This window comes from Pseudomonas sp. NPDC079086 (assembly GCF_044542155.1).
Taxonomy (GTDB): domain Bacteria; phylum Pseudomonadota; class Gammaproteobacteria; order Pseudomonadales; family Pseudomonadaceae; genus Aquipseudomonas.
In genome coordinates this window covers 1,014,209-1,028,123 of the sequence record NZ_JBITTY010000002.1, presented here as the reverse complement: position 1 = coordinate 1,028,123, position 13,915 = coordinate 1,014,209, and the positions used below count along the sequence as shown (strand labels likewise).

General features: G+C 60.6%; 14 protein-coding genes. 5 read left to right on the top strand and 9 right to left on the bottom strand.

Going from position 1 to position 13,915, the window contains the following annotated elements; genetic code table 11:
- Positions 1 to 90 precede the first annotated feature (90 nt).
- From ACIGEK_RS14555 to ACIGEK_RS14535, 5 genes are all read right to left on the bottom strand, one after another.
- Positions 91 to 1,122 (bottom strand): AbrB family transcriptional regulator, encoded by a 1,032-nt coding sequence (locus tag ACIGEK_RS14555; RefSeq protein WP_397493970.1) that lies wholly within the window; start codon positions 1,120 to 1,122, stop codon positions 91 to 93.
- A complete protein-coding gene (locus ACIGEK_RS14550) occupies positions 1,115 to 2,623 on the bottom strand; it encodes a tripartite tricarboxylate transporter permease (protein WP_397493969.1) in 1,509 nt (502 codons plus the stop codon). The genes ACIGEK_RS14555 and ACIGEK_RS14550 overlap by 8 nt, the downstream gene beginning before the upstream one ends.
- A 1-nt stretch (position 2,624) precedes the next feature.
- Complete coding sequence (locus ACIGEK_RS14545) at positions 2,625 to 3,068, bottom strand: tripartite tricarboxylate transporter TctB family protein (protein WP_397493968.1); 444 nt, start codon at positions 3,066 to 3,068, stop codon at positions 2,625 to 2,627.
- Between the two features lie 211 nt (positions 3,069 to 3,279).
- A complete protein-coding gene (locus tag ACIGEK_RS14540; protein ID WP_397493967.1) occupies positions 3,280 to 4,257 on the bottom strand; it encodes a Bug family tripartite tricarboxylate transporter substrate binding protein in 978 nt (325 codons plus the stop codon).
- Positions 4,258 to 4,286: 29 nt separating this feature from the next.
- Entirely contained in the window at positions 4,287 to 5,558 is a 1,272-nt protein-coding gene (locus tag ACIGEK_RS14535) for an OprD family porin (RefSeq protein ID WP_397493966.1), read from the bottom strand.
- Between the two features lie 206 nt (positions 5,559 to 5,764).
- Between ACIGEK_RS14535 and ACIGEK_RS14530 the strand changes: the two genes are divergently transcribed.
- On the top strand, positions 5,765 to 6,436 hold the full coding sequence (locus ACIGEK_RS14530; RefSeq protein WP_397493965.1) for a response regulator: 672 nt from the start codon (positions 5,765 to 5,767) through the stop codon (positions 6,434 to 6,436).
- Positions 6,429 to 7,844 (top strand): sensor histidine kinase, encoded by a 1,416-nt coding sequence (locus ACIGEK_RS14525; RefSeq protein ID WP_397493964.1) that lies wholly within the window; start codon positions 6,429 to 6,431, stop codon positions 7,842 to 7,844. Before ACIGEK_RS14530 ends, ACIGEK_RS14525 begins: the two co-directional genes overlap by 8 nt.
- A gap of 1 nt (position 7,845) precedes the next feature.
- Here ACIGEK_RS14525 and ACIGEK_RS14520 read toward each other — a convergent pair whose 3' ends face one another.
- The 3 genes from ACIGEK_RS14520 to ACIGEK_RS14510 all read right to left on the bottom strand — a co-directional run bounded on the left by ACIGEK_RS14520 (position 7,846) and on the right by ACIGEK_RS14510 (position 10,504).
- Positions 7,846 to 8,607, bottom strand: coding sequence for a substrate-binding periplasmic protein (locus ACIGEK_RS14520; protein ID WP_397493963.1), 762 nt, complete (start codon positions 8,605 to 8,607; stop codon positions 7,846 to 7,848).
- Between the two features lie 68 nt (positions 8,608 to 8,675).
- Positions 8,676 to 9,512 (bottom strand): HDOD domain-containing protein, encoded by an 837-nt coding sequence (locus ACIGEK_RS14515; RefSeq protein WP_397493962.1) that lies wholly within the window; start codon positions 9,510 to 9,512, stop codon positions 8,676 to 8,678.
- A gap of 50 nt (positions 9,513 to 9,562) precedes the next feature.
- Positions 9,563 to 10,504 (bottom strand): YgfZ/GcvT domain-containing protein, encoded by a 942-nt coding sequence (locus ACIGEK_RS14510; protein ID WP_397493961.1) that lies wholly within the window; start codon positions 10,502 to 10,504, stop codon positions 9,563 to 9,565.
- Between the two features lie 174 nt (positions 10,505 to 10,678).
- Between ACIGEK_RS14510 and ACIGEK_RS14505 the strand changes: the two genes are divergently transcribed.
- Complete coding sequence (locus tag ACIGEK_RS14505; RefSeq protein ID WP_397493960.1) at positions 10,679 to 10,933, top strand: succinate dehydrogenase assembly factor 2; 255 nt, start codon at positions 10,679 to 10,681, stop codon at positions 10,931 to 10,933.
- On the top strand, positions 10,917 to 11,369 hold the full coding sequence (locus ACIGEK_RS14500; protein ID WP_397493959.1) for a protein YgfX: 453 nt from the start codon (positions 10,917 to 10,919) through the stop codon (positions 11,367 to 11,369). Before ACIGEK_RS14505 ends, ACIGEK_RS14500 begins: the two co-directional genes overlap by 17 nt.
- On the opposite strand, the gene nadB is transcribed toward ACIGEK_RS14500, so the two are convergent.
- Entirely contained in the window at positions 11,338 to 12,954 is a 1,617-nt protein-coding gene (gene nadB / locus ACIGEK_RS14495) for an L-aspartate oxidase (protein WP_397493958.1), read from the bottom strand. The two genes, ACIGEK_RS14500 and nadB, sit on opposite strands and share 32 nt — an antisense overlap.
- Positions 12,955 to 13,323: 369 nt before the next feature.
- On the opposite strand from nadB, the gene rpoE reads away from it, so the two are divergent.
- A complete protein-coding gene (gene rpoE / locus ACIGEK_RS14490; protein ID WP_090252003.1) occupies positions 13,324 to 13,905 on the top strand; it encodes an RNA polymerase sigma factor RpoE in 582 nt (193 codons plus the stop codon).
- Positions 13,906 to 13,915 lie beyond the last annotated feature (10 nt).

The window sequence follows — 13,915 nt, the reverse complement described above, 5'->3', positions numbered from 1 at the left end:
TGGCGGACATATCTGTTAAACAAAAACTGTTGGTGAAGCCGGCAAAAAGAGCCCGCACAAGGCGGGCTAAACGTGGTCGTTAATGCGTTTTCAGCGGCGCTGCCAGAATCTGAACAAGGGCTCGGCGAGGAACATCACCAGAAACAATCGCAGCACCTGCAGGGCGGTGACCATTGCCACTGAGAGTTGCAGGGCTTCGGCGGTCAGGCACAGCTCGGTAATGCCGCCGGGCATCATGCCGAGCATCAGCGCGTTCTGGCTTTCCCCGGCCAGCCAGCCCAGGCCCTGGCCCAATGCGGCAGCGGCGAGCATGGCGAGTAGGCAGAACAGCAGGATGCGCGCGAGAAAACCGGGTGCGCTGCGAAAGAAGTTGCGGTCGAAGTGGCAACCCAATGCGCAGCCGATCAGCCATTGACCGACCTGGCCAAGACCCGCAGGCAAGCTTAGGTGCAGGTCAAAGCTGACGCTGGCCACTGCGCAAACGGTCAGCGGGCCAAGCATCCAGGGGTTGGGCTGACCTAAGCGGCCCCACAACCAAGCCAGCAGCGCGCCGCCAGGTAACAGCAGTGCCAGCCATGGCCAGCTCACTGGAGCCGGCAGCGGTGGGGTGATGGGTGGCAAGCTCCAGGTGAAAATCGCTGGAATCAGCAGCACCACCAACAGCAACCGCAGGCTATGGGCTGCCGCCACCTTGGCGGTTTCAGCGTTATGTCGCTGGGCCAGATTGACCATCTCGCTGGCGCCGCCAGGCATGCTCGCGAAGAACGCGGTAGCGCGGTCGAGGCCGGCGCGGCGCAACACGATGATGCCAATCAGGCTCAGCAGCAAAGTAAGCAATGCACCGAGCAAGATGACACCGAAGTGACTCAGCAGCTGGCCGAGCACTTCACTGGTGAAATGCAGGCCAATGGCGCTGGATACCAGCCACTGGCCGGTCTTGCGCCCGCCAGGCACTTCGCTGATCAGCCAGCCGCTGCAGCGTGCCGCGATGACTGCCAGCAGTGAACCGATGATCCACGGCAAAGGCCAGCCAATCAGGCTGGCCAGGGTGCCGCCGGCAAGGCCTACCAGCGGAGTGGCCCACCAGCTTTGCCAGTCGGTGAGCACAGGCAGCTTAGGCATTGGCCAGGCGCGCCGTGCGACGCGCACGCCACCAGCGCAGGCCCGGCAGGGCCAGCATCAGCGCGGTGAGCGCCCACAGACACAGGCTGATCGGGCTGTGCCAGAGGATGTTCAAGTCACCGGCTGAGATCGACAGGGCGCGGCGCAGGTTGTCTTCCATCAGCTCACCGAGGACGAAGCCCAGGATCAAGGCCGACAGCGGGAAATCCAGTTTGCGCAGGATGTAGCCGAATACGCCGAGGCCGATCATCAGTACCAGATCGAAGGTGGTGCTGTGCACCGCGTAGACGCCAACCATGCTGATCACGGTGATCGCTGGTACCAATACCCAGTTAGGCACGCTGAGCATGCGTGAGAACAGGCCAACCAGCGGAATGTTCATCACCAGCAGGATTACGTTGCCGATAAACAGCGAGGCGATCAGGCCCCACACCACGTCAGGCTGCTGTTCAAACAGCAGCGGGCCGGGGGTGATGTTGTACAGGGTCAGCGCGCCGATCATCACCGCAGTGGTGCCCGAGCCCGGCACGCCGAGGGTCAGCATGGGGATCAGCGAGCCGCAGGCCGAAGCGTTGTTGGCGGCTTCCGGTGCGGCCAGGCCACGCAGGTCGCCTTCGCCAAACTTGCCGTTGGCACCGGCCATGCGCTTCTCGCTCATGTAGGTCATGGCACTGGCGATGGTCGCACCGGCACCGGGCAGAGTGCCGATGACGAAGCCTGCTACGGCGCTGCGCACCATGGTCCAGAAGGTGAAGGTGAACTCTTTGAAGTTGAACAGCAGGCGACCGCTGGCTTTCACGGCTTTCTGGCCGTTGTGGGTTTTTTCCAGCATCAGCAGTACTTCACTAACGCTGAAGAAACCGATCACCACGATGACGAACTGGATGCCGTCGGACAGGCTGACGCTGTCAAAGGTGAAGCGGTATACGCCGGTGGTGGAGTCGACGCCGACCGTGGCCAGGGCCAGACCGATCAACGCAGCCATCAGGGTTTTCATCGGTTTGTCGCCGACCATGCCGCCGAGGCAGGCAATGGCGAAGATCATCAGTACGAAGTATTCGGCCGGGCCGAAGGCCACCGCCCATTTCGCCAGCAGTGGCGCAAACAGCACCACGGCGCAGGTGGCGATGATGCTGCCGATAAACGAGCTGACCGCCGACAACGATAGGGCTATCCCGGCTTTGCCTTGGCGGGCCAGCGGATAACCATCAAGGGTGGTCATCACCGCCGCAGCATCGCCGGGCACGTTGAGCAGAATGGCAGAAATACGCCCACCGTATTCACAGCCCAGGTACACGGCGGCCAGCAGGATCAGTGCGGTTTCCGGTGGTAGGCCAAGGGCGAAAGCCAGCGGCAGCAGCAAGGCCACGCCGTTGATCGGGCCAAGGCCTGGGAGCATGCCGACGATGGTGCCGACAAAGGCACCGAACAGCGCCATCAACAGGTTTTCCGGGCGGGTGGCGACATCAAAGCCTTGCATCAAGAAATTCAGGGTTTCCATTTCAGCTCTCCACAAAGGCTTCGAACAGGCCGAGGGGCAGCGGCACATCCAGCAGGTAGTCAAACAGGACATACAGCAACACGCCCATCAGCACGGCGCTGATGGCGCAAGGAATCAGGCGGCCGGTAAATAGCAGGCCAAGGGCGAAAGCGGCCAAGGCAGTGCTGATGACAAAACCAAGGGTTTCAAACAGCACGGCATAGGCCAGCAAGGTCAGCACGCACAACGTGGCACGCAGGGCGGCTTTGCGGTTGAAGGTTTGTTCGAGCAGGCCTGGCTTGAACAGTAGCCACAGGCTGCCGGCCGACATCAGGGCCAGCAGCAGCAAGGGATAGGCGCGCGGACCCACCGGGTCGTAGGCGAAGGGTGCCTGGAAGCCCCAGGCAATAACGGCGAGAACGGCGCAAAACAACAGCCAGATCGCGGCGAACAGGCGAACGTACATGGCGAATTACCTAGTTGAAAATACACAGAAGGCGGAAGCGTTACGAGCGAAGGGACGGCAAGGCGGAAAGCGGCGAGAAAGCGCAGTTTACGAATGTAAATGAGCATGACTCGCAAGGCTCGCCCTGTCGGGCCGCCCTTTGGGCGTTCGGTGGCCGAGGCCACCGTCCGAGCCGCTTTCCAACGCTGCATTACCGAGCGCAGTAGCTTCCTTACTGAACCAGGCCGAACTCGCCTGCCAATGCCTTGTATTCTTCAACTTGCTTGAAGACCAGGGCTTTCAGCTCATCACCGGTGACTGCCAGGGGCAGCAGGTCGCGCTGTTCACGCAGCTTGGCGAAATCTTCGCTGGCCAGCAGGGTGTCGAACTGCTGTTTCCACCAGTTGAACTGCTCGTCGCTAACCTCTGGGCCCATGTAGAAACCACGAATAACCGGCCAGCTGATGTCATAGCCCTGCTCTTTAGCAGTCGGGATATCGCCCAGCTTGCCCGGCAGACGCTCATCGGCGAGCACGGCGAGGATGCGTACTTTCTTCGCTGCCAGTTGCGGGGTGACTTCACCCAGGCCGCTACTGGTGACCTGTACATGGCCGCCGAGCATGGCGGTTAGGGTTTCGCCGCCGCCTTCAAAGGCAACGTAACGCAGGTTTTTCGGGTCGATGCCTGCGAGGCGAGCGATCAGTGCAGTTTGCATCCAGTCCTGCCCACCGATGGTGGCGCCGGCGCCGAAAACGATGCTGCCTGGGTCTTTTTTCAGCGCTTGCACCAGATCATCAAGGTTCTGGTAGGGCGAGTCGGCACGCACGGTGATGGCACCGTAGTCAGTGCCGACGGCGGCCAGCCAGCGCACACCGGTTTCGTCGTAACGGCCGAATTTGCCTTGCGCCAGGTTAAGCAGTGAGCCGCTGGAAAACGCAGTGATGGTGCCTGGATCATCAGCGCGCTGGGCAATCACCGCGTTGTAGGCAACAGCGCCGACACCGCCGGGCATGTAGGTGACGCGCATCGGTGACTTGAGCAGGCCTTCGTCTTTCAGGCCGCTTTGAGCCAGTTTGCAGGTCAGGTCGAAGCCGCCACCGGGTTTGGCCGGGGCAATACATTCTGGGCGCTTCGGTTCCGCAGCCAGTAGTTGGCCGGCAAAGGCCATGCAAGCGGTAGCCAGGGCAATGCGAGTAAAGGCAGTTTTCATGGTGTGTTCCTCTGAACTCTTATTGTGGTTTACCAGATCGGCAACGTGTAGCCGACGATGACGCGGTTCTCGTCCGCATCGCGGGCGAAGTCGGATTTGAAACTGGCGTTACGCAGGCGCACGTAGACATCTTTCAGCGGGCCGCTCTGCACCACGTACTTGACCTCGATGTCGCGCTCCCACTCACCGCCGGTGTCGTCGCTGCCAGCAATTTGCGCATCGCTGCCTTTGATGTAGCGGGTCATAAAGCTCAGGCCGGGCACCCCGAGCTTGCCGAAGTCATAGTCGTAACGGGCCTGCCAGGAGCGCTCGTCGGCATTGGCGAAGTCGTTGATCTGCACGAAGTTGACCAGGAACGGGTCGCTGCCATCGATATAGGCGTAACCGGTGTCGCCGCTCATGTCCTGGAAGCCCAGGCCCAGTTTGTGGCCCTTGATGGCGTAACTGAGCATGGCGTTGAAGGCGCGGTTATCGACTTTTCCGGCGTTCGCCGCGCCGCTGTCTTTGCTCAGCATCAGGCGTACATCGGCACTCAGGTTGCCGCTGCCGAGAGGCTGGCTGGCGAGCAGGCCGAAGAAGTGCTGACGGTAAATATCGTCGAGATCGGCAAAGTAGTAACGCCCGGTGAGGCCCTTGGCGAACTGGTAGTCGAGGCCCATCAGATCCAGATGGTCAGCGGTGATGCCGCCGGCGAAGCGGCGATTTTTGCTGTTGAGGATCAGCTCTTCGGAGTTGGTCGAGGCGCGGTCGATCACTTTGTCCAAACGCCCGCCGGTAAAGGTCAGTCGGTCCAATTCGGACGAAGTCAGCAAACCGCCTTCAAATACCTGCGGCAGCAGGCGGCTGTCGCTGGCCTTGACCACGGGCAGTTCAGGAATGTGCGAGCCGTAGCGCAGCTCGGTATTGGAGACCTTGACCTTGGCCGTCAGGCCCAGGCGGCCGAATTGATCTGGGGTGCCACCATCGTCCTGCACAGGCAGCAGGTCGGTGCCGGTACTGCCGCCGCCGGAGTTTAGTTTGACGCCGAGCATACCCATGGCGTCCAAACCAAAGCCGACAGTGCCTTCGGTGTAGCCGGACTGGATGTCGAGGAGAAAGCCCTGACCCCATTCGTCGCGCTTGTTCTGCTGGCTGCTTGTACCTTCACGGAAGTCGCGATTGAGGTAGATATTGGTGGTGGTCAGGCTTGCCTTGCTGTCGGCGACAAAGTCGGCGTTGGCTGCGGGGGCAAGCAGGGCCGTGCTGATAGCCAGGCTGAGCAGGTGAACAGGCGAAAGTGCCCGATTTGATGCAGTCGGCATCCTGTGGTCTCCATTGTTGTTTTTGTCACGGCTGCGCACCACTGCGTCAGTCGTTCAGGTCGGTGGGTCGAGCCACCTGAAACCGATGCTATGGGGTCAAGCTTTCACCAGGCTTTCAGCTTGAAAGAAAATTGTAGGGGCGTTCGCAGCGGCCTTTGCACCGTTACACTGGGTACATAACAACAAGTTCGTGGAGTGCTATTACCGTGCGAATCCTGCTGGTCGAGGACCATCTGCCCCTGGCTGAAAGCGTGGCTCAGGCCCTGCGTGGCACCGGGCTGACCGTGGACATGCTGCATGACGGCATAGCCGCTGATCTGGCCCTTGGAAGCGAGGATTACGCCCTGGCGATTCTCGATATCGGCCTGCCGCGTTTGGACGGTTTTCAGGTGTTGGCGCGTCTGCGCGAGCGCGGCAATACCCTGCCAGTGCTGATGCTTACCGCTCGCGGTGAGGTCAAGGACCGCGTACATGGCCTTAACCTCGGCGCCGATGATTACCTGGCCAAACCCTTCGAGCTGAGCGAGCTGGAGGCGCGGGTTAAGGCCCTGCTGCGCCGCACCGTGCTCGGTGGCGAACGCCAGCAACGCTGCGGCAATCTGCTGTATGACCTGGATACCCGGCGTTTTACCCTGGCCGATGGCCTGCTGACCCTGACCTCTCGCGAGCAGGCGGTGCTGGAAGCGATGATCGCCCGGCCGGGCCGGGTGATGAGTAAGGAGCAGCTGGCCGCCCAAGTGTTCGGCCTGGACGAAGAGGCCAGCAGCGACGCCATCGAAATCTACGTACACCGTCTGCGCAAAAAACTCGAAGGCGGCGGAGTGCGCATCGTCACCTTCCGTGGCCTGGGTTATCTATTGGAGGCAGTCGGTGACTGAGCACGGAAAATCCGTGGAGAACCAGCCGGGCAGCCTGCGCGGGCGGTTGATCCGCCGATTGGCGCTGCTCTTGGCGCTGATTCTGTTTGTCAGCAGCCTGAGCGCCTATTGGAGTGCCCGTCATGCAGCAGATACCGCCTATGACCGCACTTTGTTGGCCTCGGCGCGGGCGATTGCCGATGGTCTGTACACCACCGCCGAACGGCTGAATGCCAATGTGCCCTATGTGGCGCTGGACACCTTTGCCTATGACAGCGCCGGGCGCATCTACTACCAAGTCCTGGATGTGCAGGGCGCGCTGGTGTCCGGCTATGAGGATTTACCGCAGGCGCCAGTGGGCACCAAACGCACCGAGGATTATCCGGCGTTGGCGCGTTTCTACGATGCCGAGTTCCGTAATCAGGGGGTGCGTGTGGTCAGCCTGCTGCAGCCGGTCAGCGAGCCGGGAGTCAATGGTGTCGCGGAAATCCGCGTGGCGGAAACCCAGGGCGCACGCGAGCGCATGGCCCGCGAATTGTTACTCGGCACTCTGCTGCGCATGGGCGTGCTGTCGCTGAGTGCCTTGTTGCTGGTGTGGCTGGCGGTGAGCGCTGCGCTGCGCCCGCTGGAGGCCTTGCGGCGAAGTGTGGCGACGCGCACCAGTGATGATCTGCAGCCGTTGTCGGATGTTGGCATGCCACGCGAGCTACGTCCGCTGATCGATGCGCTGAACCAATTCAATGATCGTCTGCGCAACCTGTTCGAGCGCCAGTCGCAATTTATTGCCGATGCTTCCCATGAGCTGCGCACACCCTTGGCGGCGCTCAAGGCGCGGGTCGAACTGGGCTTGCGCGCTCAGGAGCCGGCGGTGTGGCGCAGTACGCTAGAGGAAGCGGCGCAAAACACCGACAAGCTGACCCATCTGGCCAATCAATTGCTTTCGCTGGCGCGTATCGAAAGCGGTGCGCAGGCAATTGCCGAGGGTGGTGCGCAGCGTCTGGATCTCAGCCAGCTGGCGCGCGAGTTGGGTATGGCGTTGGCGCCGCTGGCCCATGCGCGGGGTATTTCTCTGGCGCTGGAGGCTGAGCAGCCGGTGTGGGTCAGCGGTGAGCCGACTTTGCTCAATGAGCTGTTGTGCAACCTGTTGGATAACGCCTTGGCCCACACTGCTGCTGGCGGCAATGTGATTCTGCGTGTCTTGCCAACTGGGGTGCTGGAGGTTGAAGACGACGGGCCGGGGATTCCGCCAGAGGAGCATCAGCGGGTTTTTGCGCGCTTTTATCGACGCAGCAACAAGGGTTCGGGGGCGGGGCTGGGTTTGGCGATTGTGGGTGAGATATGCCGCGCGCATCAGGCCGAGATCAGCCTGCATCAGGCTCAGCCGCAGGGCTTGCTGGTCCGCGTCGAGTTCGCCAGCGCAGAAGCCTAAGTCAGGGTGCCAGGCTCAGCGGTTGCTGGATTTCCAGCAGGTACTGGGCGATTTTGCCGCTCTCGCGCAGCTGCGCTAGGCCCTGGTTGAAACGGACGATCAGCTCGGCGTTGCCGGGTATTTCCCGCGAGAGCAGTAGGTGCAGGCTGTCGCTGCGTAGCGGCTTAGGGTGAAAACTCAGTTGCGCACGTTCGGCGGCGCTGAAGTGTTGATGCAACATGTCGAAGCCGACCACCTTGTCCATCGGGAACAGATCGACGCGACCGGCAATCAGTTGACGAAACGCGGTTTCATCGCTGGTCACTCGATTGACCCGCAGCTGCCCAATGGCTTCGGCCTGCTGAAAGGCTTCGCCGTAGTCATAGCCGCGAGTGCCGACCAGGCGCCGGCCTTGCAGGTCGCTGACCTGCTTCCAGTCAAAGCTGTAGCCCTTGCGGTGGAACAGGTAGTAACCGCTTTCCACCACAGGGTCGCTGATAAAGAACTTTTTCTCACGCTCGTTGCTGCGCAGCCAGACTGCGCTGCCGGCGCGTTGACCGCGCTCGGCCAGTTGCAGCGAACGCGCCCAGGGGTGGAACTCCCAGGCCACGTCGATGCCCTGCAGGGCAAAAGCTTCGGCGACGATGCGTGAGGCAACGCCCTTGTGCGGCAGTTGTTCGCCCAGATAAGGCGGCCATTCACCGTTGGTCAGGCGCACCGATTCTGCAGCGGCCAAAGCACCGCAAAACAGGCTGAACAGAACGGATAACAGCAGAGTGCGCATGAGCCGTATGCCGATTGCGGGGACTGTATTCAGTCTAGTTGCATTCGGCTGCATGCGCGTGAGGGGCTTTACTGAAGCATGCTCATGGCCGCTTCCATAGCGGCGGAGAGGTCTTCGTCTTCATTCAGGTTCTGGCTTGGGTCCAGGCCGAGCTTGCGGAACGCAGGGATCTGGCTCCAGTCCAGCTGGGTGTAAGGGTGCTCGCTGCCCAGGTAGCTTTGCAGGGTGGCGACCTGGACGATATCGACATAATCGACCTTGGCGCTGTCGCGGGTGAAGTCCAGGTACTGGCTAGGCACCATGGCAATCAGTTCGGGGAATTCCCAGGCGCGCAAGATTTTATCGCCGATGATCGGGTGAATCTGCTCGATCACGTGGTTGAGGCTGATCGAGTCAGCCAGCAGTTCGCTGTGATCTTCGGCGTAGGTGAGGATCGGCAGCACGCCGATCTGATGCACCAGGCCGGCGAGGGTTGCCTGATCCGGCAGCAGGCGGGTGTAGTGTTTGCACAGAACGTGGCAGATGCCGGCGATCTCCGTGCTTTTATTCCACACTTCGCGCATTTTTCGGTCAACCACATCGCTGGTGGCCTGGAACATCTGCTCCATCGCCAGGCCCGTGGCCAGGTTGCAGGTGTAGTTGATGCCGAGGCGACCGACTGCCATTTGCAGGTCGGTGATTTCCTTGTTGGTGCGCAGCAGCGGGCTGTTCACCACCTTGATGATGCGCGCAGTCAGGGCGGCGTCGTTACCAATCACCTTGCTCAGTTGCGGGATGCCGATGTCCGGATCCTCTGCCGCCTCGCGGACCTTCAACGCGACCTCCGGCAGGGTCGGCAGTACCAGTTCATCGCTGTCGATGGCCTGGGTCAGTTCCTTTTGGACTTTCTCGGCAAGCTTGCTCATGGGCAATTCTCTTTAGGCGGTCAGGCAATAGTAATAAGTGTAGTAAGTGCTTAGCGCTGTATTTCGCGGTCTGAGTCCAGTGTATACGGCAAATCGAGCACGCTCAGCGTGTTGCCTTCGACAGAGCCCAGGTGAATAACGCCATTCAGTGCGGCTTCGTCCTGTAATACGGCGAGCAGTTCAAAGCCGGCCGGGCTGCGTGCTGCCAGCACCACTTCACCGACGCTGGAGGTGTGGCTGGGCGAAAACAGCGCAGTGGCCGGCTCTGGCACTTGGCTATCGTGTAGTTCCAGGCGATACAGGCGACGTTTGAGTTTGCCCAGGTACTGCATGCGCGCAACGATTTCCTGGCCGGTGTAGCAGCCTTTCTTGAAGCTCACGCCGCCCACGGCTTGCAGGTTAATCATCTGCGGAATAAACAGCTCGCGGGTACTGGCCATGACTTGGCCGATCCCTGCGCGTACTTGTGCCAGTAGCCAGTCATTGAGCGGAGCTTCAGGCAGGTGGCTGGCCAGTTGCGTCTGTATGGCTGCGGCCTGGTTGGCGGGTAACCAGAGCTCGGCACGGCCGTCGCTTAGGCGCAGGGCCAGCAGTTCATCGCTGCGGGCCACGCTGTCAGTGGTCTTTGCAAGCTCCAGGCCGAGACTGCGCAGGGCGTCATCGCCACCACTTAAACCGATACGCAGCCAGTTTTGGCTTTCGTCGGTGAGTTTGGATTTGCTGAAGACGGCGTATTTCTTCAGGTCAGTCAGTTGTGCTTCCAGCAAATCGCTGGCCATCGCCAGCAGGTAGCCGTCACTCACGCTGAGGATGCGAAAGCTCGACTGCATGCGGCCCTTGGGTGTGCAGCGCGCGCCCAGGCTGGAATGGCTGTCGCTCAAGTAGTTGAGGTTGCAGGTGACCTGGCCCTGGAGGAACTTGTTGGCATCGGGGCCGCGTACGGCAAGGATGCCTTCGTGGCTGAGGGTGCAATAAAACGCGGTATCGGCCATGGTGGGTTAGGTATCGCTGGATAAAAGTTAGGGGGCTCATCATAGAGCGCGCCTCGCGCCTTGTCAGCGCTTGCCGCTGCTTCGCTTACGGACATTGCCTAGTCGGCTGATGCACACGATCAACAGGGGCGCTTTTCATCGGTATACTGCGCGCCTTATCCAAGGAGCATACCCATGGTTGACTCGGTTGAACTCAATCGTCTTTTTTGGCACAGCCGCCGCGGCATGCTGGAGCTGGATGTGCTGTTGGTGCCGTTCGTCAGGGAGGTGTACCCACACCTCGATGCCGATGATCGCGAGCGTTATCGCAAGCTGCTTGAATGCGAAGATCAGGACATGTTCGGCTGGTTTATGCAGCGTGCTGAGCCGGAAGATGCTGATCTTAAGCGCATGGTTCGGATGATTCTGGACCGTGTCCAGCCGAAGTGATGATTGGCAATGCCAGTGGCTGCCCTCACGGCAGCTGCTGGCCTGCTATGCCCTGATTCAAGGGCTGGCGCTGCTTAGCCTGGCGCTGGTGGATATCCACCTTTGGGCACTTGTACTCGGGGTTGGTTTCTGTCTCGCCCATGCCGCTTGGGTGCTGCCGCGGCATCTGCTGCTGAGTTCGCCTTCGGCCTACCGTGCGCTGCGCTGTTCGGCCGATGGTTGGCAGGTGCACAGTGCGGCGCAGGGCTGGCAGGCTATCGAGTTGCATCCCGATAGCCTGGCCTTACCGTTGATAGTGTTGTTGCGCTTTCGTCTGGCCGGACAGCGTCGCGTGCGTTCGGCCTGCATCGCCCGTGACAGCCTGGCCCGTGATCAGCATCGGCGCTTACGAGTGCGGCTGAAATTCAGTCGCCATAGGTGGGCGGCAGCAAAATAGTGTCCTTTGCCTCGGCCAGCTGCTGTGGGTAGTCCAGGGTGTAGTGCAGGCCGCGGCTTTCGTGGCGCAGCATGGCTGAGCGAATCATCAATTCGGCAACCTGGGCCAGGTTGCGCAGCTCGATCAGGTCGCGGCTGACCTTGTAGTTGCTGTAGAACTCGTGAATTTCATCGAGCAGCAGGCGTACCCGGTGCTCGGCGCGCTGCAAGCGCTTGTTAGTGCGCACGATGCCGACGTAGTCCCACATAAAACGCCGCAGTTCATCCCAGTTGTGCGCAATGATCACGTCTTCATCGGAGTCGGTCACCTGGCTGGCGTCCCAGCTGGGAAGGTCGCTGGGCATGCTGATCTGCTCCAGCTGCGCAACAATGTTCTGCGCTGCCGAGCGGGCATAGACGAAGCATTCCAGCAGCGAATTGCTGGCCATGCGATTGGCCCCATGCAGGCCGGTAAAGCTGGTTTCACCGATGGCGTACAGGCCGGGTACATCGGTGCGGCCGCTCTGGTCGACCAGCACACCGCCACAGGTGTAATGCGCAGCCGGTACCACTGGAATTGGCTCTTTGGTGATGTCGATACCGAAGTCCAGGCAGCGTTCATACACGGTGGGGAAATGCGATTTCACAAAATCAGCCGGTTTATGGCTGATATCGAGGAATACGCAGTCGATCCCCAGGCGTTTCATCTCATGGTCGATGGCGCGGGCGACGATATCCCGTGGCGCCAGTTCGGCCCGCGCATCGAAGCGCGGCATAAAGCGCTCGCCGTTCGGTAGCTTGAGCAGTGCGCCTTCACCGCGCAACGCTTCGGTGATCAGAAAACTCTTGGCTTTGGGGTGGTACAAGCAGGTCGGGTGGAACTGGTTGAACTCCAGGTTGCCAACTCGGCAGCCGGCGCGCCAAGCCATGGCGATGCCGTCACCGCAGGCGCCGTCGGGGTTGCTGGTGTAGAGATAAACCTTGGCCGCGCCGCCGGTGGCGAGAATCACAAAGCGCGCGCTGAAGGTGTCGACCTCGCCGCTGGCGCGATTGAGCACGTAAGCGCCCAGGCAACGCTGGCCCTCCAGGCCGAGTTTGCGCTCGGTAATCAGATCGACGGCGACGCGCTGCTCCAGCAGTTCGACATTGCTGCGTTGCTTGGTCTGTTCGAGCAAAGTGTTGAAGATTGCTGCGCCAGTGGCGTCGGCGGCATGGATGATGCGTCGGTGGCTATGGCCGCCTTCGCGGGTCAGGTGGAATTCGAAACCGCCGTCTTCGCGCGCGGTTTGGTCGTCGCGAGTAAAGGGTACGCCCTGGTCGATCAGCCACTGGATGGCTTCGCGGCTGTGCTCGACGGTAAAGCGTACGGCGTCCTCGCGGCACAGGCCGCCACCAGCATTGAGGGTGTCTTCGACGTGCGACTCAATGGTGTCGGTATCGTCCAGCACCGCTGCCACGCCGCCTTGCGCCCAATAGGTCGAGCCGTTGGACAGGTTGCCCTTGCTCAGTACGGCAATGCGCAGGTTCTCAGGCAGTGTGAGGGCCAGAGTCAGGCCTGCTGCACCGCTACCGATAACCAGAACGTCGTGTTGGTAATGTTGGCTCATGTTCGAATTCCGCGAAAAGCGGCCCCTAGTATATAGAGGGGGTGGACGGCACAATAGCCGGCTTATGACCAAGTGCGTTACTCGGGAACTTTTTAAGTGTTTCGGGTTCCATAGGCGGTTGTTTAGATGGAAATTCGCCTGTGTCAGGCAGCTTTACAACGGGCCTGCGGTTTTTGCCTAGCCGGCGGGTGATCCAGACTACAAGCGCAGCAGTGGAGTCCCTTTGCTGCGCTGTTCCGTGCAGGACTTTTAAGTGTTCTGCAGGAAGCTTGTTTGAAGGAGAGAACTTTTGCGCAATGCCCAAGTCTACTTTGGCAGACCGAGTAAAGGGTTGGCGTTGCGCTCCTTCAAACCTTATGAGGAGTTTTCATGCTAACCCAGGAAGATGATCAGCAACTGGTTGAGCGCGTACAGCGTGGCGACAAGCGTGCATTTGATCTATTGGTGCTCAAGTATCAGCACAAGATTCTCGGGTTGATCGTGCGTTTTGTGCATGACACCCATGAGGCACAGGATGTGGCGCAGGAAGCCTTCGTCAAGGCGTATCGGGCGTTGGGTAATTTCCGTGGTGACAGCGCGTTCTACACGTGGCTGTACCGCATCGCCATCAACACGGCGAAGAACCATCTGGTCTCGCGTGGTCGGCGCCCGCCAGACAGTGATGTAAGTGCTGAGGATGCTGAGTTCTATGACGGTGACCATGCCCTCAAGGACATCGAATCGCCGGAGCGTGCACTGTTGCGCGACGAGATCGAGGCCACCGTACACCGCAGCATCGAGCAGTTGCCGGAAGATTTACGCACAGCGCTAACCTTGCGTGAATTTGATGGTCTGAGTTACGAGGACATTGCCAGCGTCATGCAGTGTCCAGTCGGCACCGTGCGTTCGCGAATTTTTCGGGCGCGTGAGGCTATTGATCGATCCCTGCAGCCGTTGCTGCAGGAAACCTGAGACAGCGGCG

What these genes read in the sequence shown, in the direction of transcription:
- ACIGEK_RS14555 (WP_397493970.1), bottom strand. Translation starts at nt 1,122, where the DNA reads ATGCCTAAGCTGCCTGTGCTCACCGACTGGCAAAGCTGGTGGGCCACT.
- ACIGEK_RS14550 (WP_397493969.1), bottom strand. Translation starts at nt 2,623, where the DNA reads ATGGAAACCCTGAATTTCTTGATGCAAGGCTTTGATGTCGCCACCCGC.
- ACIGEK_RS14545 (WP_397493968.1), bottom strand. Translation starts at nt 3,068, where the DNA reads ATGTACGTTCGCCTGTTCGCCGCGATCTGGCTGTTGTTTTGCGCCGTT.
- ACIGEK_RS14540 (WP_397493967.1), bottom strand. Translation starts at nt 4,257, where the DNA reads ATGAAAACTGCCTTTACTCGCATTGCCCTGGCTACCGCTTGCATGGCC.
- ACIGEK_RS14535 (WP_397493966.1), bottom strand. Translation starts at nt 5,558, where the DNA reads ATGCCGACTGCATCAAATCGGGCACTTTCGCCTGTTCACCTGCTCAGC.
- ACIGEK_RS14520 (WP_397493963.1), bottom strand. Translation starts at nt 8,607, where the DNA reads ATGCGCACTCTGCTGTTATCCGTTCTGTTCAGCCTGTTTTGCGGTGCT.
- ACIGEK_RS14515 (WP_397493962.1), bottom strand. Translation starts at nt 9,512, where the DNA reads ATGAGCAAGCTTGCCGAGAAAGTCCAAAAGGAACTGACCCAGGCCATC.
- ACIGEK_RS14510 (WP_397493961.1), bottom strand. Translation starts at nt 10,504, where the DNA reads ATGGCCGATACCGCGTTTTATTGCACCCTCAGCCACGAAGGCATCCTT.
- ACIGEK_RS14505 (WP_397493960.1), top strand. Translation starts at nt 10,679, where the DNA reads ATGGTTGACTCGGTTGAACTCAATCGTCTTTTTTGGCACAGCCGCCGC.
- nadB (WP_397493958.1), bottom strand. Translation starts at nt 12,954, where the DNA reads ATGAGCCAACATTACCAACACGACGTTCTGGTTATCGGTAGCGGTGCA.
- rpoE (WP_090252003.1), top strand. Translation starts at nt 13,324, where the DNA reads ATGCTAACCCAGGAAGATGATCAGCAACTGGTTGAGCGCGTACAGCGT.